The sequence below is a fragment of the Lewinellaceae bacterium genome (genome assembly GCA_020636135.1).
Taxonomy (GTDB): Bacteria; Bacteroidota; Bacteroidia; order Chitinophagales; family Saprospiraceae; genus JAGQXC01.
Genome location: JACJYK010000001.1, coordinates 3379961 through 3395054 on the forward strand (window position 1 = coordinate 3379961; position 15094 = coordinate 3395054).

Here is a 15094-nt window from a genome sequence, read left to right on the forward strand (position 1 = left end):
CGTTCAAAGATGATAAAATGATGGCAGTGTTTAGTAGTCAGTAAGCAGTATTTAGTAGTCAGAATTAAATGCAACGTTTCGGTCTGCCAACAAATCACTGACTGATTACTGAATACTCCTGATCTTTAAATGGATCGTGCCTACAGCACTCAACAAAGCTATAGGGATCCTGATCAGCGGATTAAAATCCGCCGCTACAAAATGCACCAAGCCTATGGCTTTATGGCCGGATTGAATTACCAGCCTGGACACTCTAATGACCAGCAGATTAAAATCCGCCTCCCTGACAGATTACTGAATACTCCTGATCTTCAAATGGATCGCGCCTACAGCACTCAACAATGTTATTGGGATCCTGAACAGCGGATTAAAATCCGCCGCTACAAAATGTACCAAGCCTATGGCTTTATGGTCGGATTGAATTGCCAGCCTGGACTCACTAATGACCAGTAGATTAAAATCCGCCTCCCTGACAGATTACTGAATACTCCTTATCTTCAAATGGATCGTGCCTACAGCACTCAACAATGTTATTGGGATCCTGAACAGCGGATTAAAATCCGCCGCTACAAAATGCACCAAGCCTATGGCTTTACGGTCGGATTGAATTTCCGGCCCGGACACGCTAATGACCAGTAGATTAAAATCCGCCTGTTAGTAGATCTGGCGTTCAAAGATGATAAAATGATGGCAGTCTTTAGTAGCCAGTAAGCAGTATTTAGTAGTCAGAATTAAATGCAACGTTTCGGTCTACCTACAAATCACTGACTGATTACTGAATACTTCTGATCTTTAAATGGATCGTGCCTACAGCACTCAACAAAGCTATAGGGATCCTGATCAGCGGATTAAAATCCGCCGCTACAAAATGGGCCAAGCCTATGGCTTTACGGTCGGATTGAATTTCCAGCCTGGACACGCTATGTCCTACTCCTCACTGATTACTGCCTACTGTTTACTGCCTACTGCCTACTGATTACTGCCTACTGTTTACTGCCTACTGCCTACTGCCTACTGCCTACTGCCTACTGCCTACTGCCTACTGCCTACTGACTACTGACTACTGCCTACCGATTACTACCTACTGACTACTGACTACTGACTACTGCCTACTGTGTCTCGTCCTGGAAATAGTTGACAGATTAAGAGATGATTTAAAAATAATACTATCCATGGTAAGGTTCAATGATATTTATGCAGCATGAACTGATGCTGGAGTTTGGTAATTGAGCCTTAAATGGAATCGTACATAATTGTAGCGGTAAATGGCGTCTTTTACAGCATTTACAGCAACCTTTTTTGATGCGAATTCCTGATCGAGATAGAATTCTTTCTTGAGAATACCATTTACTCTTTCAGCCATTGCGTTTTCATAACAGTTTCCTTTGGCAGCCATACTGATCTGAACGTTGTTACTATTCAACAAGCGGGTATAAGCATGACTACAGTATTGAATGCCCCGGTCCGAGTGGTGAATCAATGGTAACGTTGAAGATCGTTGTGCCAAAGCCATTTTCAAAGCCCGTAAACAGCCGTGTAATTCCAGGCTATCACTGATGTCGTATCCGACGATTTTGCGCGAATATGCATCCGTAATCAGAGCCAGGTACATGAACCCGGCACGTGTACTGATATAGGTAATGTCGCTGACCCACACTTCATTGGATCGTTGTGCTTTTATTTCTTTGATCAGATTACTATAGACGTGAAAACGATGCAACGAATTCGTCGTTCGCACATAGTTCTTGCGCCATTTTACGCCCAGGTCATATTTGCGTAGTAGCTCAAACAACGTATCTCTACCCAGTTTGATGCCTGATTCCATCAGTACAGGTTGGATGCGCTTAAGCATTTTTCGGCCTCCTTCTTCTGTAAGCTTTTGTCGACACTGCACAATTTTATCCACAATCACTTCCTCCTGGATTTGTTTCTTGCCAAGCCGTTGTAGCCCTTGGTAGTAACCTTGCCGGCTCAACCCAAATCGTCTGCTTACTTGTTCTACGGTTGGTTGTTTCCCCGTGCCAAGCGAGTTCCGTAGAACTATTGCTTTTTCGACTCCTTGGCATCTCGCTTTTTTGCCAACTCGTCCGAATTGGCATAGCCTAAGCGCTGTGCAGCATATTCATTTAAGCCTGCATGGTACAAGTAATCAAGCTGGGTCTTTACCAAGGCTTTTTCCAACTCCTTCACTTTGGCTTCTAACTCTTTGATTCGATTGAGATCTTCTGGCATTTCAATACGTATTCGACGGTTTAATAAGTCTGGCTGTTCGTATTTGTTGATCCAATTTAATAACGAACCTGCCGCAATTCCATATTTGTGAGCCAGCTCATTTTTATTGTACTTCCCGGTGCGTAGCTCATGCAATACATGCAATTTAAAGCTCTCACTATAACGGCGATAACCTTTTGAATACTTCAATTTGACAACTTCCATCGTTTTTGTTTTGTTGTCAACTTATTTCAGGACTTTACACTGCCTACCGATTACTACCTACTGACTACTCCATACTCCTTATCTTTGTGCCGTGCTTAAGTTTACGTTCCTGTTTATATGCTTGTTCTCGTCCCTTCCGGTATATGGTCAGCGGATGGACACCCTCGCTGACCGGGTCACTACATTTGGTCTTGAATATGGGGTTCAATGGCCGGGAGGAGATCTGGCTGACCGCTTTGGGCAGCATTTCACCTTGGGAACCAGCTTCCAGTTCACTTCATTCGAGCACCCCTATTATCTGGGTGCCTACGGTTATTTCCAGTTTGGAAACCAGGTAAAGGAAGATGTGCTCGCTCCCCACCGCACAGCAGACGGAGGGTTCATCAATGCCGCCCAGGAATTCGTGCAGGTATACCTGCGGCAACGGGGGTTCCAGACCGGCATCGAAGGTGGCTTGAACTTCCGGCACCAGGCAGATCGCGGGCGATGGATCCTGGAGCCAGGCTTACAAGCCGGATGGCTGTCCCACCATATCCGGATCCAGGATGAGTCTGCCAGTCTTCCCTACCTTGACAAGCCATACCGCTTTGCCTACGACCGGCTGAGCAGCGGGCCTGCTCTGGGTGGGATCGTCCATGTATTGTACCTGCAGCATCAAAAACTGGTCAATATCCGTTTGGACCTTTATGCCACCCGTGCTTTCACGCGACTGCGCCGGGACCTGCAATATGACATTCCATCTTTCACCGGCATACGGCGGGACTGGATCTATGGTATCCGGCTGGCCTGGTTGTTACCGATATACGGAGGCATTGCCGTAGAAGACATTTACTACTGATGGCTATTCTTTATACCCTGATCATTCGTATGGCAGGCTGGTTTATCTTGCCGGCTGCGCTGTTTTCCTCCAAAATAAAAGCCTGGCGGGAAGGCAGAAAACAATTCCCAACACCGGTCGGTAATCTGAAAAATCCTGTCTGGATCCATTGTGCCTCTCTGGGTGAATTTGAACAGGCAAGACCGGTTATTGAGGCCATTCGCTCCCAACTGCAATGGCCGGTACTGTTATCTTTTTTCAGCCCTTCCGGCTATCTGGTCAGAAAGGACTACCCTGGTGCGGAACAGGTTATTTATCTGCCTCTGGATACACCGGAAAATGCCCGGAAATTTCTGGCATCATTCCAGCCAAGATTGGCCATCATGGTTAAATACGACCTTTGGTTCAACTATTTAAAGACCTGTGAGGCACGAGATATCCCGCTGATTTTAATCTCCGCACAGTTCCCGGCAACCTATTGGCTTTTCAAACCCTGGGCCAGGTGGTTCCGCGACATTCTCTTCCGGTTTGATGCCATATTTGTTCAGGATTCCGCCTCCCTGCAGGTGCTTGAAGATCAGGGATACCATAAAGTGTACCTGGCCGGAGACACGCGTATCGACCGGGTACTTCATCTTCCGGCGGAGAGCCGCAAATTACCGGCCCTGGAAGAATTCACGGGTGCCCATCCCATCCTGGTAGCCGGAAGCACCTGGCCCAAAGATGAAACTATCCTAGGAAGTATTCTTCCTGAATTGATCCGGGAGGGATGGAAGATCATCCTGGTTCCTCACGATGTCGGAGAGCAGCATCTGACTTCAATCATGGCACTGCTCCCGCGCGTAAATACGAATCGACTGAGCCGTTTTGAACACGGCAAGCCCGCGGATGTACTTGTGGTGGACCAGATCGGATTGCTGTCCTATCTCTACCGCTATGCTACTCTGGTCTACATCGGTGGAGGATTTGGGGCCGGCATCCACAATACGCTGGAGCCCATGGCGTACGGCAAGCCGGTTCTCTTCGGACCAAAATACCGGCGGTTTCCCGAGGCCGTGTTCCTTGCGGAGTCTGGTGCCGGTACTTCAATTACAGGCCCTGAGGACCTGCTCACCGTCATTCACCGCTTTAGCTCTGAATCAGTGCGTCTGGATGCAGGCGCTAAAATTGAACAATACCTACAAAACCACCGGGGGGCGACCCCCACGATCATTGATTATATTCGCAACACATGGAACAAATCGAACTTGACCAGCTGAAGGATAAATTTCACGGGAGATCCATCCTGATCATAGGCGACGTGATGCTTGACCGGTATATCCAGGGTAAAGTCACCCGCATCTCGCCTGAGGCGCCGGTGCCCATCCTGGAATGGCACGCCAGTGAAGATCGTTTGGGAGGTGCCGCCAACGTCGCGGTGAATTGCCTGGCGATGGGAGCAAGGGTAAGTTTGGTAAGCATCATTGGGCAGGATGATGAAGGCATCCGGTTTAAAGAGTGCATCCGGAACACCGGAATGGACGACAGATACATCTATGCAAGTGCTGAGCGCCGTACAACGACCAAGACCCGTGTCATGGCTGCACAACAACACCTGTTACGTCTGGACGCCGAGGATACGGGATACCTTTCTGAAACCGAAGCTGCTCACGTTCTACGTCATTGGCAAGCAGCCTGGGACGAGCAGCTGCCGGATCTGGTCATTATCCAGGATTACGATAAAGGGCTGCTGGACAAGACCTTAATCCATCAGATTACCGGACAATGCAGGCAAGCCCGGATACCGGTCATCGTAGACCCCAAGCGCCGGCAGTTCTGGGACTACCGGGATGTGACCTTGTTCAAACCAAACCTGAAAGAGCTTTCGGACGCTTTAGGCTATCCGGTTGAGCCTCATCCTGGAGCACTTGCCTTGGCTTTGAAAGAGTTACAAGCCCGGCTTAACCCTGCCTATATTCTCGTAACGCTTGGCGGCCATGGTATGTATCTGACCGGCTCTGAATCCCGGCTGCTGGCACCTGTTCCCATAGAGCTGACCGATGTCTGCGGTGCGGGAGATACGGTGATCAGTGTGCTGGCCGTGGCCATGGCTGCAGGACTTCCGGTAGCCGAGGCCGCCGAACTGGCTAACCATGGCGCCGCCTGGGTCTGCACGCAACCCGGCGTGGTACCGGTCCAGTGGGAAGCGTGGAAGTAATTTTAAAGATTTCAGATTTCAGATTTGGGATTTGCTGAATATTAACCGCTGTACAAATACACAAATTCACGGATATATTGATATATTTGATCTCTGCTCTTGAAGTTCGACGGCCACTTACACACCAAGCTCTCTCCCGGTTTAAAAAATGATTAGCGACCCTAATATTTTGTAATTTGAGCCGTTTTTTAAGAAAGATGTATTACTAATTGATAAAAACGTACTATGAAGAAGTCAATACTCCTGACATGTGGAATGGTTTGTCTCCTGATGACAGGTTATAGCCAGAACTACAATTTGATCTGGGGCGGTCCCGGGGACCCGAACAGTGAATTTGACGGTGGCTTAAACGACTGGACAGCCATGGCCGGAACCTCTTCTGTTTATAATGTACCTCCAGATTGCGCCAGTAACCGCACACCAACTTCCACGGAAGCAGATCCTGATGCCGTGTGGGTTTGGGATGCGAATGGAACGGCAGCGTCGGGTGCCTTCTGGGGCACACGCGGCCCGATAGCCTCTACCTCGGTAGCCAATGGAACGGCAGTATTTAATTCCAGCTTTCTGGATAACGGTGGGTCCGACTCCAATTGTGGAGGTGGTTCAGCACCTTCCCCACATACCGGATCACTGGTTTCTCCTTCCTTCAGTTGCGAAGGTCATAGTTCGGTATTTGTCCGCTTCCATCAGTATTTCAGGAACTTCGTTGCAACCACGTCGGTTGACGTGAGCATCGACGGTGGAACGACCTGGACCCGGGACACCATCAATAGTCAGTTGTCCTTTAATGATGAGACCAGCACAGGTGATGTTCAATTAATTGACATTTCAAGCATAGCTGCCAACCAGCCGAATGTGATGATCCGTTTTACTTTCTCAGGTGAGTATTATTTCTGGATCATCGATGATGTTTACGTCATTGAACAGGCAGATCAGGATCTGGCACTGGGCGATTTCTTTATGCCCTTCAACTATGCGACTCCGGCATCTCAGATTACCACCGACACCTCAGTATTCCTGGTGGATGTGATCAACAAAGGGAAATCCACCATCAATGATTACCGGGTTAAAGTTCGTTTGTTCAACCAGGAAACCAATGAGGTCGTTTACCAGGACAGTGTCGTGGGTCCCGCTTCGATTGCTTCAGGCGACACCCTGACGGTTGATCTTCCCGGTACGTATATTCCCGGAGATGTTCCTGCTGGAACCGTATATACGATGGAATACAGTGTAGATGTACTGGATGTCATTGGCCTGAATCCGGGTGGAAACCTGGAAGTGCGAGGTACCCTGGAAGATGCCAACCCGGCTGACAACATCAAAACGCAGGATTACGTCGTCAGCTCCTTTACCTATTCCAAGGAGCCCGGACCGCTGTTTGCCACCAGGCCAAGTGATGACGGGGACTATTCGATGGGTAATGTGTACCGGACTGCATCATTCTGGCCCGACAACACCAGCTTTATGGCTACCGACGCCGTAGTGAGTGTAGCACGTCCCAACCAGCAACCGCTGCAGGGCTTTACCATCAGCGTGTTCCTGTTGGAAGTATCGGACTCCATTGCTGCTGATTTTTCACAGTTGAATACGTTGTCTGACATTGGCCAGGACAACGAGGATCTCAAGATCATTGCTACGGCTAATCATTCGTTTACGAGTGAAGCAAACTTTGATGAAGTAGACATTCAGTTGCTGGACTTTGAGACCTTTGACCCGGGTGTCAAGATTAACCCGGCAAAGACCTATATCGTCCTGGTGCGTTATTTCGATGCATCCAATGTATTGCTGCAATCTTTCAACGACCAGATCCAGTACTTCTATACTTCTACGGTCATCTATCAGGGCCGCTGGTATTCAGGAGGATTTGGCCCGGAAAATGCAGCTGTAATCCGTCTGATCATCGATTTGACGACTTCCACCGACGAGATTGCATTACCGGAATACGCCGTAAAGGTTTATCCAAACCCGACCGCCGATCAAATTCAGGTGGATATGGCGCTGGATGCGGTCAATGACGGCATCGTCGTGCTGGCTGATATGACCGGACGGGTGATCGACATCCGTAGCTTCCAACAGGCGCAAAACCGGAATTTCACGTTCAATGCTGCTAAGCTGGCGAATGGAACGTATATCGTTCGGCTGGCAACGCGTGAAGGCACCAAGACTACCAAAGTGATCGTACAGCACTAAATACGATTCACCTTAAAATTCAAAAAGGCATCCGGGTCATCCGGGTGCCTTTTTTTGTGTGTTCGCCTGAGCTTGTCCGAAAAGTGAAAAATGAACATGCTATGGCGATAACTGCATCCCATCATTTCGAGAAATCCGTGTAATTCGTGGCAGTTGGTGTGCTGACGTATTTATGTATTTACGTGTTTACGTGTTTACGTGTTTTGGTCAAATAAGCGAACAGCGAACAGCATAAAGCGTACAGCGAATAGCATACAGCGTGCAGCGTACAGCGTACAGCGTACAGCAAACGGCGTCCAATCACCTCCGCAACTCCAGCTTGTGGTCATACTCCGCATGGATCACGCGGTCGTCATGACGGATTTGTTGAAGAAAAGTTTCAGGATCTACCGAGTCGGGGGTAAAGGCAAAAAGGTGAAGATTATCCAACGCATTGATGGCTTTGACCACATGCAACCCCTGGGCAGCGTACGTTGCTGTAAATGCTGAAACATCCACCGATGGCTGTAAATGAATAATCAGGTGATCGCTAATCTCCCGGGATGTTGTATCAGGCTGCACCGGTGTCCAACCCTCGGGATTCATGGCCAGATTCTGCAGCATGGCAATCAACTGCGACAGCTCCACGGGATAATCGTAGCGGGCTTTGACGGTTTTCTCCTTGACGAACGGGGGGCGATAGGTAATATAGGTGGCAGGCAGATCAGAAACCGGAGCATCGTAAACCGCCTTCATGTGGGCGAAATCAAGCCGGTCAAATTCTTCGAGGACAAACTGGTATTGACGATCACTTATCGATTTTTTATAATCGCCAATCCGGTCTACATTGTATTCCCCGCTAAATAGCAAGCTCCGGTTACTGAAGAGTTGCATATGATAAACTGGACATTTGCCAAAACAGGACGTCGTACGTACCTCCACAACCGGTTGTTCATCCGAATTCATGCCTTTAGGTATTGAACATTGAAGAATCCCAAAAATCATCAAGCCAAAACAGATCATTTTCATCATTCCAAGTATTTGTCCAGCCAAAACGGCAGGTTAGTAAATCAACACTTTTTGGGTGATTTGATTCCCGGAGGATATGATTTGTACAAAATAAATGCCACTCACCCAGTTGGCTACCGGCACGATCCACGGAGTATACCCGAAGCCCTTCTGGCGGACCACGAGCCTGCCGGCAACGTCCCAGACCCGGATATCGTAAACAGCCTCACCCGGATGTTGCCAGTTGATCTCCAGTTGTCGCCGATCCGGAGCATACATCACGAACGCATGCTGTCCGGTGGATGTCCAGGATGGATCTCCTGTGCATAGTGGGGACTGCAGTAAACCACTCCGGTATTGGGTTAACGTTGAAAGCATCAGTGCCACCTGATCCCGTGTAAAGAGCAGAAGGCATGCATCGTCAGAAAAGTCCATGTAATCCATAAAAAGATCCGATGATCCACAGGAAGACTGCGGGTATTCCGGACAACCCTGATAGGGACCTGACTGCAAGGGCGTGTCCGCCAATCCATCGTCCTCGTTACAATCTCCAACCACCATGCCCCACAAATGGGACAACCCCAGATAATGGCCGGTTTCATGAACAGCTGTTTTCCCCTGGTGAAAAGGATATATCACCGTCCCGGTCGTACCAAACACTTCCGGTGCAACGATAATACCATCTTCTTCCGGAATAAAATCCGTACCGGGCATGGTAGCACGCCCCAACAGACCGCCGAGTTCACCTACCCAGATGTTGAAATAGCGGGCCGGATCCCAGGCGTCAGCGCCTCCCAGGTGATCGTAATGGATGCTGCGCCGCTGTCCTTCTCCGAAAATCAGACCGATGTTTTCCAGGGTCGTTTCGGTCCTGGTGATACCCTCTGAAGCTTGACCATCGGGGTCCCTGCTGGCCAGGCAAAAGCGGATACCCGGTATCGCCTGCCGGTCCGCAAATTCCCGGGGTACGCCAGAAGGAATGTTTGCAGGATTGTCGTAAGCGCGATTTAAGGCATCAATCTGGGATTGTATCTGGGCATCACTGATGTTCTCCTCCGGTGTCCGGTACACCACGTGGACGACAACCGGAATGGTTATTGCCGTCCGCGCGTTGATGCGTTCAACCGTCTGCAATGTCGCGCGCCAAGACCGGTAGGCTGCTGTCTCAGCAGAATCCAGATTTATGGCGCAACGAGTCTGTGCAACAACTGTTATGCTCACCCCACCAAGCAGGGTGAATACAAGGAAGGAATAATTTATCCAGTGGTTATTCACTGCCAATTAACTGCATCAACAGATCAGCTCCCGGACGCATCAGAAATGTTATCCGGCGGTTTTTCAATTTTTCATCAGGAGTTCCGTCCGGGTATTCCGGGTCGTAAAAGCTTCTTCCACTGGCCGTGAGCCTGGCCGGGTCCAACCCGAAGCGTGCCATCTCCTTCACGACTTCCCCTGCCCACTCTGCCGACAGATCCCAGTTGAAATCGGCATTTCCTTCATTGGAAGTATGTCCCACCACCTGGATCATCCAGTCGGGAAAAGCGATACATACCGGCACCAGGGTATGCAGGATGGTCTTTCCTGATTCACTGAGCCCGCCGTTTTCAGGATCAAACAGATGGGACTGTGATAATGATATCTCAACGGATCCATTAACCGAATGGATCATTGCCGAAGGAGCAACCGGTTCCAGCACACGGGTTAGCTGTTGCACGAGCGTATCGGCCACCAAGCGTTGTTCATCCCAGGATACCAGTAAGTTCTTTGCCTGTAATTCCCTGGGATCCATCGCCTCCGCCAGGTGAGCAAGGCGGGTATCCCGGTTTTCCAGTTCCATCTCTTTGTCCCAGATCTCCCGTTGTTTTTGCTCGATCTGGTGATCTTTTTCCTGTATGACTGCTTTCAGTCGATTCATCTCCTCCGAGCTGTTCTGGATCACCTGTTGTTTCTCATCAATGAGATGATCATACTGGTCGAGGAGGCTGTTATAGGTTTCGTTCAGGCGATCGTATTTCGCTACCAGTTCACGCAACGCCTTACCATTATCCTGATAATTCTGATTCACCTGCTGGAAGTCCTTCTGCAATTGCTGATAGGCTTGTTCAAACCGCTGAAGCCTGGATATTTCAGATTCCGACGCCTGCTGAACTGCCTGGAGGGCCTGATATTTCTTGGCAGGAACGCATGCCGTCCAGAGTACGAGGGCAGTACAAACCAGTATTATAAATTGTATCGATCGACTCATAACTGAAACATATTCATAACGACAAAAGTACGATAATCTGGTCCATAGCAACCGGTACGTAAACAGGAACTTGTTTTCCGGTTAACGTGGCTAACCAACACCAATGCCTTATACTCTCCTTACTGGTCGAATTCCAAACCACAAGGCCCAATCCCCAGCATGGCATTCAAATTTCCATTGAATTTCCACTCCGGACCCTACCGATCCATCATTTGGTTTTGAACCTACTCCGCAGAAAGCATTAATTTTATCGCAAGATCTATTTCTATGACCATGCTTAACCGACTGCTGCTTTTACCGGCCTATAGCCTGGCCCTGATTTTTCTGTTTTGTCAATCCTGCAGCAAAACGCCCGTAAATGCACCTGCTCGCGAGATGAGCATCGACTGGCCGGACACCCTATCCGTACCTCCCCTTTCGACCATCATACAACCAGCAGGTGAACTTCCTTATTACCAACTCAATGAATCCGAAACTCAACTGACCCTGGACAGCAGTGGTGCTGCCCGGTTTGACTACCTCCCCTGCCCTGCCAATATCGGCATCCTGCAGCCGGGCACCCGGCAGACGCAAAACCTGCGTTCGTTAATCCTGGCGACCAGGGTTCCGGCAGGAACACAGGTACAAATGCAGATCCTGGGCCTTTGTGTGCTGTCACTGGAAAGTGAGGAGAAAACCTACCTGATTGGCACCCCTGTTGATCCCAAACTGAGGGTCATCCAGGCCGAAAATTACCAGGATCTAAGTACCCGGTACGACCCGGTGCGTACGCTTTTGCAGTCCTACCTGGTGCAGAAGGAAGGATTGGGCAAAGTGGACCGGGTTGTCTGGCAAAGTGAACAATTCGCCAAAAAATATCTTTCTGATATGTATTCAGAACAATGACTATGCTGGCACGCTGCATTCGACCAACCACTAATGGGCTGACCATCCGGGTCGCCAACAGCATTGCTGAAGTTTCGGAAGAATGGATGTCTCTGAGTCCCGCTTCACCATTGATGCACGCACGCTATTACCGGGCACTGGAAGATGCACTACCTGAACAAATGAAGGTGGTCTATGGGCTGGTGTATTTGAAAGACCGTCTGGTCATGGTTATCCCGGCGCAGATCTTGCCATTCAATGCCAAAAAAAGTCTGGCCAACGCCCTGGCCAACCCGGAAAAAGGAACTTTCTGGGACCAACTGAAGACCTTCGTCGCCGGCAGGATCCATTTTTACACGCTGATCGTGGGAAATGTCATGCTTACCGGTGAATATGCTTATGACTCGATCCTGGAAGCCACCTACCAGGGAAATGTGCTGGATTGGGGCATCGAGGAAATAGCCGCCTACCTGGATAGCACCGGACTCAGTACCAGCGTCATTTTAATCAAGGACTTTACACCCGAACACGCACAGCGCCTCAACTGTATGGAGGATCGCTACTTCAAATTCAGGGTACAGCCCAACATGTGCATCAACCTCCGCCCGGACTGGCATCAATTTGACAACTACCTGGATTCGATGACCTCCAAATACCGGATACGAACAAAAAAGGTACTTGAACGTGGGGCTCAGATCGAACGAAAAACGTTGACCCTGGAGGAAATTCAACATTCCGAAAACGACTTATACCGGCTGTACATGGAGGTGGCCGAACAGGCTGATTTCAATTTATTCCTCCTGCAGCCAAACTATTTCACTGCTCTTAAGGAGCATTTCAGGGAAGATTTCCAGCTGGTAACCTACACCTATGAAGGCCAGACAGTTGGTTTTTTCACCTATTTCACCTTTTTAGAACGGATTGAAGCGCATTTCCTGGGCTATTCACTGCAACACAACAAGGATCTATCGCTCTACCACAATATGCTACTGGATTTATTTCGTACCTGTATGAACGGGCAATGTGCCACACTGACCCTTGGCCGGACTGCCCTGGAAATCAAGAGCAGTCTGGGTGCGGAACCACAGGATCTATTTTGTCTGCTGCGACATCGTAAACGCATCCATCAGCATTTCGTGCCTTACCTGTTCGAATACCTGCGGACGGATCTGGACTGGGAACCACGGCATCCATTCCGTGATGATGTAAACACAGACGTTCCATTTTCCAATAAAATCCTCCAACGATAGTCAACGGCAGGATCGGTCTGAATTTGATTACCCCTGCTTATCAAGTTGCATGGGGATCTCATCAAATGACCCGGACCCTTCGTTGTAATGCATGACCGTAAGCTTGTTGCCTCCGGCATACTGGATAAGCAGTAGCGTATCCGGATTGTTTTGCAGGATGTAGTAGGTGGACTGATCCGGAAGTTTAAGAAACTCCCACGATTTGGTGCCTTCTTTACCTTCCCATTGGAATACCCCTACCGGGTTGAATGAGATGGACTTCCAGGGCACCTTTGCTGCATCTGCCGGACGGGACAGGATCCAGGCACCCTGCAAGGGAGCCACCCAGGATTCCTGCACACTGGGCAGATGGTCCATGGCGCTGGCAAATCGCAAATGGCGATCGACATCCTGGGCTGCGGTAAGCTGAACGTGCTCTGCATAATCCGGTGCGCTGTGCTGATAGCGCTGCGGGTCAGGATAACTCGCCTGGGGCAAAGGAGACTGATTGACCTGAATTTCACCGTCCACATTCAGGGAGGGCTGGTGGATCCACCATCGCAGAGCCATAGCAAGCCCCACAAAGAGCAGAACCAGGGCAGCCATGTTCAGGATGCGCAGAACTCTGATCCGGGGCCGGTGCCGGTGATCCAGTCGTTCTCTGATCCGGTACCATGCGGAGGAGCGTGGGTTGAGCTGCATTTCTTCTGCCTGTTGTTTGAACGCGGACCAGGAATTAATTTCTTTCATTTTATTTTAATTTAGAATCGATATGCCCCATCCACTCCTTTAATTTGAGCTGTTCAGGGGAATCTCCGAGTACAATTTATTTTCAATCAATTGTTTCATACGTTGTTTAGCCAGGATCAACTGGGACTTGGAGGTATTGATGCTTATACCAAGCAAATCTGCGATCTCACGGTGTTTATACCCTTCGATGACGTACAGATTAAATACCGTCCGGTACCCGTCAGGTAAAAAATCCAAAAGTTGGATGATCTGCTTGGCCTCAAGTGCAGGAATCACGGTAGCAGGTTCAGCGATCTGCACATTTTCCAACTCCTCCCAGTGTTTGTACCGTTGGTTTTTCCGGAGGTACATCAGCGCTTCGTTGACCACGATGCGTTTCATCCAGCCTTCGAAGGAACCATTGCCACTGTATTGATCCAGGTTGCCGAATATCTTTACAAATGCTTCCACCAACACATCTTCTGCTTCCATCTCATCCTTCACATACCGACGGATCATGGCCAGAAACAAGGGCGCATAGCGTTTGTACAAAGACTCCTGGGCCTTGCGATCATCTTTCTTACAACCTGCTATGACCTTCTCCAGATCCACCCTCCTGGTTTTTATTGGCTAATCGTTCTCATTCAATTAGATGCTAAGATAACAGCGTTTTGGTGGGTAAAGTGCTCCGTAGCATGGTAAACATCCGGGTTACCATCTCCATCAAGTCAACAGAAATTGGTTAATTTTAACCTCTCTATTCAAAATACGGGAAATTCAGTTTCATGAGTTGGATCAAAAGCATTGACTATGCCCAGGCCGATGGCCGGCTCAAACAATTGTATGACCGGGTTAGGCACCCGGATTATGGCATCGATAATATCCTGAAGGTCCACAGCCTGCGACCCCATACGCTTCTGGGACACATGACCCTGTACAAAAATGTACTGCACCACCGAGAAAATGCCTTGCCCAAGTGGTACCTCGAAGCCGTCGGCGTATACGTCAGTATGCTTAACGGATGCCGTTATTGCATCGAACACCACAGCCACGGATTGCAGCGCTTACTGGCTGACGATAGCGCTTACCAGCGGATCCTGGAGGCGCTGTCCCAGGAACATTTCTCGACGGTCTTTACGCCGGCCTTTGTGACCGGCCTGATTTATGCCAAACGGCTGACCATTGCTCCTTCCGAGGATCTGGAGGCATTGATCCAGACACTGCGCACCCAGGGATTTGATGATGGCATGATCCTGGAATTAAATCAGGTGGTCGCTTATTTCAATTATGCCAACCGTACAGCCAATGGGTTGGGGGTAGTCCTTGATGGTGATGAACTGGGGCTCTCACCCGGTGATGAGGAAGATCCGGAAAACTGGAATCACCGGTAACTGAGATGA

General features: G+C 49.3%; 15 protein-coding genes. 8 read left to right on the forward strand and 7 right to left on the reverse strand.

Going from position 1 to position 15094, the window contains the following annotated elements:
• Positions 1–129: 129 nt before the first annotated feature.
• On the forward strand, positions 130–453 hold the full coding sequence (locus H6570_13020; protein ID MCB9320199.1) for a hypothetical protein: 324 nt from the start codon (positions 130–132) through the stop codon (positions 451–453).
• A gap of 739 nt (positions 454–1192) precedes the next feature.
• Here H6570_13020 and H6570_13025 read toward each other — a convergent pair.
• The gene (locus tag H6570_13025) at positions 1193–1975 is read right to left on the reverse strand and encodes an IS3 family transposase (GenBank protein ID MCB9320200.1); all 783 of its coding nucleotides are present in this window, start codon (positions 1973–1975) and stop codon (positions 1193–1195) included.
• Positions 1976–2040: 65 nt separating this feature from the next.
• Entirely contained in the window at positions 2041–2436 is a 396-nt protein-coding gene (locus H6570_13030; GenBank protein ID MCB9320201.1) for a transposase, read from the reverse strand.
• A 91-nt stretch (positions 2437–2527) separates the two neighbouring features.
• Between H6570_13030 and H6570_13035 the strand changes: the two genes are divergently transcribed.
• The 4 genes from H6570_13035 (at position 2528) to H6570_13050 (ending at position 7640) form a co-directional block, all read left to right on the forward strand.
• On the forward strand, positions 2528–3274 hold the full coding sequence (locus H6570_13035) for a hypothetical protein (protein ID MCB9320202.1): 747 nt from the start codon (positions 2528–2530) through the stop codon (positions 3272–3274).
• Positions 3274–4512, forward strand: a complete 1239-nt coding sequence (locus H6570_13040) for a 3-deoxy-D-manno-octulosonic acid transferase (protein MCB9320203.1) — start codon at positions 3274–3276, stop codon at positions 4510–4512. The genes H6570_13035 and H6570_13040 overlap by 1 nt, the downstream gene beginning before the upstream one ends.
• Positions 4485–5450, forward strand: coding sequence for a hypothetical protein (locus tag H6570_13045; GenBank protein ID MCB9320204.1), 966 nt, complete (start codon positions 4485–4487; stop codon positions 5448–5450). Before H6570_13040 ends, H6570_13045 begins: the two co-directional genes overlap by 28 nt.
• A gap of 225 nt (positions 5451–5675) precedes the next feature.
• Positions 5676–7640 carry a T9SS type A sorting domain-containing protein gene (locus H6570_13050; protein ID MCB9320205.1) on the forward strand — a complete coding sequence of 655 codons (1965 nt, stop codon included), beginning with the start codon at positions 5676–5678 and terminating at the stop codon, positions 7638–7640.
• Positions 7641–7940: 300 nt separating this feature from the next.
• Here H6570_13050 and H6570_13055 read toward each other — a convergent pair whose 3' ends face one another.
• The 3 genes from H6570_13055 to H6570_13065 form a co-directional block, all read right to left on the reverse strand.
• On the reverse strand, positions 7941–8585 hold the full coding sequence (locus tag H6570_13055) for a hypothetical protein (protein ID MCB9320206.1): 645 nt from the start codon (positions 8583–8585) through the stop codon (positions 7941–7943).
• A 96-nt stretch (positions 8586–8681) separates the two neighbouring features.
• Entirely contained in the window at positions 8682–9902 is a 1221-nt protein-coding gene (locus H6570_13060; GenBank protein MCB9320207.1) for a T9SS type A sorting domain-containing protein, read from the reverse strand.
• Complete coding sequence (locus H6570_13065) at positions 9895–10872, reverse strand: OmpA family protein (protein MCB9320208.1); 978 nt, start codon at positions 10870–10872, stop codon at positions 9895–9897. The genes H6570_13060 and H6570_13065 overlap by 8 nt, the downstream gene beginning before the upstream one ends.
• Positions 10873–11145: 273 nt before the next feature.
• Here H6570_13065 and H6570_13070 point away from each other — a divergent pair, with 273 nt between their 5' ends.
• Positions 11146–11757 carry a hypothetical protein gene (locus H6570_13070; protein ID MCB9320209.1) on the forward strand — a complete coding sequence of 204 codons (612 nt, stop codon included), beginning with the start codon at positions 11146–11148 and terminating at the stop codon, positions 11755–11757.
• A 2-nt stretch (positions 11758–11759) separates the two neighbouring features.
• Positions 11760–12986: an N-acetyltransferase gene (locus H6570_13075; protein ID MCB9320210.1), complete on the forward strand. Its 1227-nt coding sequence runs from the start codon at positions 11760–11762 to the stop codon at positions 12984–12986.
• Positions 12987–13013: 27 nt separating this feature from the next.
• On the opposite strand, the gene H6570_13080 is transcribed toward H6570_13075, so the two are convergent.
• Both H6570_13080 and H6570_13085 read right to left on the reverse strand, forming a co-directional pair.
• Positions 13014–13715, reverse strand: coding sequence for a hypothetical protein (locus H6570_13080; GenBank protein MCB9320211.1), 702 nt, complete (start codon positions 13713–13715; stop codon positions 13014–13016).
• Positions 13716–13754: 39 nt separating this feature from the next.
• Positions 13755–14306 carry an RNA polymerase sigma factor gene (locus tag H6570_13085; protein ID MCB9320212.1) on the reverse strand — a complete coding sequence of 184 codons (552 nt, stop codon included), beginning with the start codon at positions 14304–14306 and terminating at the stop codon, positions 13755–13757.
• A 173-nt stretch (positions 14307–14479) separates the two neighbouring features.
• On the opposite strand from H6570_13085, the gene H6570_13090 reads away from it, so the two are divergent.
• Positions 14480–15085, forward strand: a complete 606-nt coding sequence (locus H6570_13090; GenBank protein ID MCB9320213.1) for a peroxidase-related enzyme — start codon at positions 14480–14482, stop codon at positions 15083–15085.
• The last annotated feature ends 9 nt before the right edge of the window (positions 15086–15094 follow it).

Coding starts and splice junctions, on each gene's coding strand:
- H6570_13040 (MCB9320203.1), top strand. CDS start 3,274: ATGGCTATTCTTTATACCCTGATCATTCGTATGGCAGGCTGGTTTATC.
- H6570_13080 (MCB9320211.1), bottom strand. CDS start 13,715: ATGAAAGAAATTAATTCCTGGTCCGCGTTCAAACAACAGGCAGAAGAA.
- H6570_13045 (MCB9320204.1), top strand. CDS start 4,485: ATGGAACAAATCGAACTTGACCAGCTGAAGGATAAATTTCACGGGAGA.
- H6570_13070 (MCB9320209.1), top strand. CDS start 11,146: ATGCTTAACCGACTGCTGCTTTTACCGGCCTATAGCCTGGCCCTGATT.
- H6570_13020 (MCB9320199.1), top strand. CDS start 130: ATGGATCGTGCCTACAGCACTCAACAAAGCTATAGGGATCCTGATCAG.
- H6570_13050 (MCB9320205.1), top strand. CDS start 5,676: ATGAAGAAGTCAATACTCCTGACATGTGGAATGGTTTGTCTCCTGATG.
- H6570_13090 (MCB9320213.1), top strand. CDS start 14,480: ATGAGTTGGATCAAAAGCATTGACTATGCCCAGGCCGATGGCCGGCTC.
- H6570_13065 (MCB9320208.1), bottom strand. CDS start 10,872: ATGAGTCGATCGATACAATTTATAATACTGGTTTGTACTGCCCTCGTA.
- H6570_13075 (MCB9320210.1), top strand. CDS start 11,760: ATGCTGGCACGCTGCATTCGACCAACCACTAATGGGCTGACCATCCGG.
- H6570_13055 (MCB9320206.1), bottom strand. CDS start 8,585: ATGAATTCGGATGAACAACCGGTTGTGGAGGTACGTACGACGTCCTGT.
- H6570_13030 (MCB9320201.1), bottom strand. CDS start 2,436: ATGGAAGTTGTCAAATTGAAGTATTCAAAAGGTTATCGCCGTTATAGT.